Raw genomic sequence first — 3990 nt, 5'->3', positions numbered from 1 at the left:
GGGCGCGGCGGCTACGCCCGCCAGGTGGACGGGCTGCGCCGCCGGCTGGTCAGCGCCCCCGTGCAGCGTCCGACGTCCGCCCGGCTGCTGGTCGAGCTGATACCGGACCCGGACGGCGACCCGGACTGCTGGACGGTCTCCTTCTACTTCCAGTGCCGCCCCCGCCCCGCCGCCTGGCAGCGGCTGCCGATGCCGCTCGCCGAGCGGGTCATCCACCTGACCCTGCTGTCCGACCGGGTGGAGGTGGCCCGCGGCATGCTCCGGGAAGTCCACGGGGTGCCCGACGGCCGCATCGAGGTCGAGTACATCCTGCCGCTGGACCTCATCGACCACCCCGACAAGCTGATAGCCCATGGCGGGCTGCCCCAGGCGGCCACGTCCTTCCCGCTGGTCGTCCACAGCCTGGACCGGCTGCACAACAGCACCTGGCGCGCGGTGTGGCAGGAGCACTGGCGGCGCACCCGGCGGACGCCGGGCCGGCTGACGTTCCAGGTCGCCGCGCTGGACGGGCCTCAGGCGGCCGCGGCGGAACCGGTGTCCGGCGTGCTGCTCACCCAGAAGCCCGGCTCCGACACCGGCCGCAACGAGGTGAGCACGGCCCTCCGGCACGGCGTGCCGCTGGTGATGTGGCGGCACCACCCGCGTGCGCAGCCGGACTTCACCGCGCTGTCCCGGCGCATCATGGCCGAAGGCCGTCTCGACGTGCGGCAGTTCGGCCGGGACGATGGCGACGGTCCGGCGGCCGGCGAGTCGGTCTGGAACAGCCAGTTCGTCGTCATCTTCGACACCCCGGAGAACCTGCCCGGCCTCGTGTACGGCGAGGTGTCACCGTGAGGCCGCGTGCGGCCGGGCCGCGCGGGCACGACTCCGCCCGGCCGGGGAACGGCATCGCCTCCGCCAGGGGCGGGCATCCGATCCGAGGGGAACCCCATGCCCAGCGCCAGTGAACCGCCGCAGCGCCCCCGCCCGGACTCCGACCAGGGCCCGGACCCGGCGAGGCGTGCGGCACCGCCGCGCCAGCCCCCGGGCGGCGCACCGGCGGTGTGGGAGAACGTCCCGCCGCGCAACCCCAACTTCACCGGCCGCGAGCGGCTGCTCGACGCGCTGGCCGAACGGCTGGCCGACAAGCGGACCCCCACCGCGGTCCTCCCCGAGGCGATGTACGGGCTCGGCGGCATCGGCAAGTCCCAGCTCGCCATCGAGTACGTGTACCGGCACCAGGCCGACTACGACGTCGTGTGCTGGGTGCCCAGCGAGCACACCCCCGGCATCGTCAACACCCTCTCGCACCTGGCCGGCCGGCTCGGCGTCGACGACGGCGGCGACGCCGGCGCCGGCGTGGCGCAGGCGCTGGACTCGCTGCGCCGCGGCGTGCCCTACTCCCGCTGGCTGCTGGTCTTCGACAACGCGGAGAACGCGCAGGCCCTGGCGCCGTACCTGCCGAACTCCCGCCGCGGCGCCGTCCTCATCACCTCGCGCAACCCGCAGTGGGAGGACATCGCGGGCTGCCTCGAAGTGCGGGTCTTCGAGCGGGCGGAGAGCATCGCGCTGCTCAACAAGCGCGGGCCCGCGCTCGACCCGGAGGAGGCCGACAGGCTGGCCGAGGCCCTCGGCGACCTGCCGCTGGCGATCGAGCAGGCGGCGGCGTGGCGGGCGCAGACCGGCATGCCCGTGGCGGAGTACCTGCGGCTGTTCGAGGACAAGCGCGGCGACCTGCTCTACGAGGGCGCGCCGCACCTGTATCCGGAGTCCGTCGCCACCGCGTGGAACGTCTCCCTCGACCGGATCGAGCAGACCAACCCCGAGGCGCTGCACCTGCTCCAGGTGTGCGCGTACTACGCGCCCGAGCCGATCCCCCGCTCGCTGTTCCACGGCGCGCACCGCGGCAGGATAACGCCGGAGCTGGACGCGGCGCTGGCCGACCCGATGCGGCTGGGGCGGGCGATCCGCGAGATCAAGCGGTTCTCGCTGGCGCGGATCGACGCCCGCAACAACTCGCTGCAGATGCACCGCCTGGTGCAGACCGTGCTGGCGCAGCGGATGACGCCGCCGGAGCGGGAGCTGATGCGGCTCGGCGCCCAGCTGCTGCTGGCCGCCGCGGATCCGCGGGACCCGGAGTCGAACACGCAGTGGGGCCGCTATTCGGAGTTGTACCCGCACGTCGTGGCCACCGACGCCGTCCACTCGACGGACCCGTGGGTACGCGACCTCGTGATCAACACGGCGAAGTACCTGCAGCGGTTCGGCGACCACGAGAGCGCCCTGCGGTTCACCCGCGAGGCGCACGACGCCGCCGCCGCACTGTTCGGCGCCGAGCACGAGCGGACGCTGCAGCTCGCCTTCTGGCTCGGCTGGACCCTGTTCAGCATGGGCCGCTACGAGGAGGCCGCCGAGATCAACAGGGAGACGCTCGACGCCCACGAGCGCGTGGTCGGCCCGGGGCCGATCCGGGTGGCCGACGCCAACGAGGCCCATCTGGACGCCCTCGGCGCGGTCGCCGCGGACCTGCGGGTCAGGGGGGCCTTCGGGAAGGCCCTGGCGCTGAGCCGGCGGGTCTTCGACACCGCGACCGCGGCGTTCGGCGAGGACGACCCCTTCACGCTGAACGCGGCCCACAACCTCGGGGTGGCGCTGCGCCTCGTCGGCAGCTTCCGGGAGGCGTACGAGCTGGACCGCCACACCTGGGAGCTGAAGCAGACGCTGCTGGGCGCGGAGCACGAGCAGACCCTGCTGACCCGGGTGGGCCTGACCATCGACGAGCGCGAGCTGGGCCTCTACCTGCAGGCGCGCAACCGTCAGGAGGAGGTCGTCAGCCTGTACGCCCGCTACCTGCGGGCGGACAACCCGGCCGTGCTGCACGCCAAGCGGGTGCTCGCGGTGACCCGGCGGAAGGCGGGCGACCACGCCGCCGCCCTGGAGCTGTCCGAGGAGGTGATGGCCGTGATCGAGGAGCGCTTCGGACGCGCCCACCCGGCCACGATCGCCGCCTGCCTGGGCATGTCGGTGGACCTGCGCCACGCCGGGCAGATGGAGCGGGCCCGCGAGCTGGCCGAGGTGTCGCTCGACCGCTTCCGGGGCATCTTCGGCGACCACCACCCGCACACCGTGTCGGCCCGGGCCAACCTGGCGATCATCGCCCGGCTGGACGACCGGTGCGGGCCGGCGTACGAACTCAACCGGGCCGCCTACGACGCGCTGCTCGGCCAGCTCGGCGAGCTGCATCCGCTGACCCTGATGGTGGCCACCAACCTGGCCAGCGACCTCGCCGGGCTCGGCCGGCACCGGGACGCCCTGGACCTGGACGCGGCGACGCTGGAGCGCTCGGCGGAGGTGCTCGGCGAGAAGCACCCCTCGACGCTGACGCTGGCCGCCAACCGGGCGCTGGACCTGCACGCGCTGGAGCGCCACGCCGAGTGCGACGACCTGCACGGCGCCGTGCTGGCGGAGATGCGCGAGCGCCTCGGCCCGGAGCACCCGGCGGCGGCCACGCTGGCGAACCGGGAGCGCGCCAACTGCTTCATCGACCCGCTGCCGCTGTGACCCGGCGGCTGGGACACGCGGCTGGGCCACGCGGCTGGGCCACGCCGCCGCGCCCGGCCGCCGCGCCGGGGCCGCCGGCCTCGGCTCAGCGGCTGAAGGCGGCGGCCAGGCGTACGGGGTCGGGGGCGGGCCCGGCGCCACCGCGGCGCAGCTCCGCGTGGACAGCCAGCACGAACTCCGGGCGCTCCAGCAGCACACCGGCCGCCGGGTGGCCCCGGGCCCGCAGCGCCAGGCCGAGGCCGGACCAGGCGTCGGGGTCGGGGCCGGGCCCGCGCACGATCCGGTCCGTGAAGGCGGCGCGGGCCGCGTCGTGGTCGCCGGTCACCAGCGCCAGGTCCTCGGGCCGCGCGCCTTCGACCGCCCCGGCCGCCGCCTCCGCCCGCGCCGGGTCGCCGGCGCCGTCCACGAGCATCCGGCGCAGCAGGACCGCCCGCGTGTCCAGGCCCCGCC

Annotated in this window: 3 protein-coding genes; 2 read left to right on the top strand and 1 reads right to left on the bottom strand. The window is 75.1% G+C overall.

Annotated elements, in window-relative coordinates:
- Together ABD317_RS34320 and fxsT are read left to right on the top strand one after the other, a co-directional pair.
- Positions 1-834, top strand: an 834-nt coding sequence (locus ABD317_RS34320) for a VMAP-C domain-containing protein (protein ID WP_344295351.1), incomplete at its 5' end; no start/stop codon positions are given.
- 96 nt (positions 835-930) lie between these two features.
- On the top strand, positions 931-3540 hold the full coding sequence (fxsT, locus tag ABD317_RS34315) for an FxSxx-COOH system tetratricopeptide repeat protein (protein ID WP_344295348.1): 2610 nt from the start codon (positions 931-933) through the stop codon (positions 3538-3540).
- Positions 3541-3625: 85 nt separating this feature from the next.
- Here fxsT and ABD317_RS34310 read toward each other — a convergent pair.
- On the bottom strand, positions 3626-3990 hold a 365-nt coding region (locus ABD317_RS34310; protein WP_344295346.1), incomplete at its 5' end, for a hypothetical protein.

This window comes from Streptomyces synnematoformans (genome assembly GCF_039531005.1).
In the GTDB taxonomy this organism is placed as follows: Bacteria; Actinomycetota; Actinomycetes; order Streptomycetales; family Streptomycetaceae; genus Streptomyces; species Streptomyces synnematoformans.
The sequence above is the reverse complement of the archived record's forward strand: the minus strand, read 5'-3'. Positions and strand labels throughout refer to the sequence as shown.

Excerpts from the sequence above, each read along its gene's own strand:
- fxsT (WP_344295348.1), top strand. The coding sequence starts at position 931 with ATGCCCAGCGCCAGTGAACCGCCGCAGCGCCCCCGCCCGGACTCCGAC.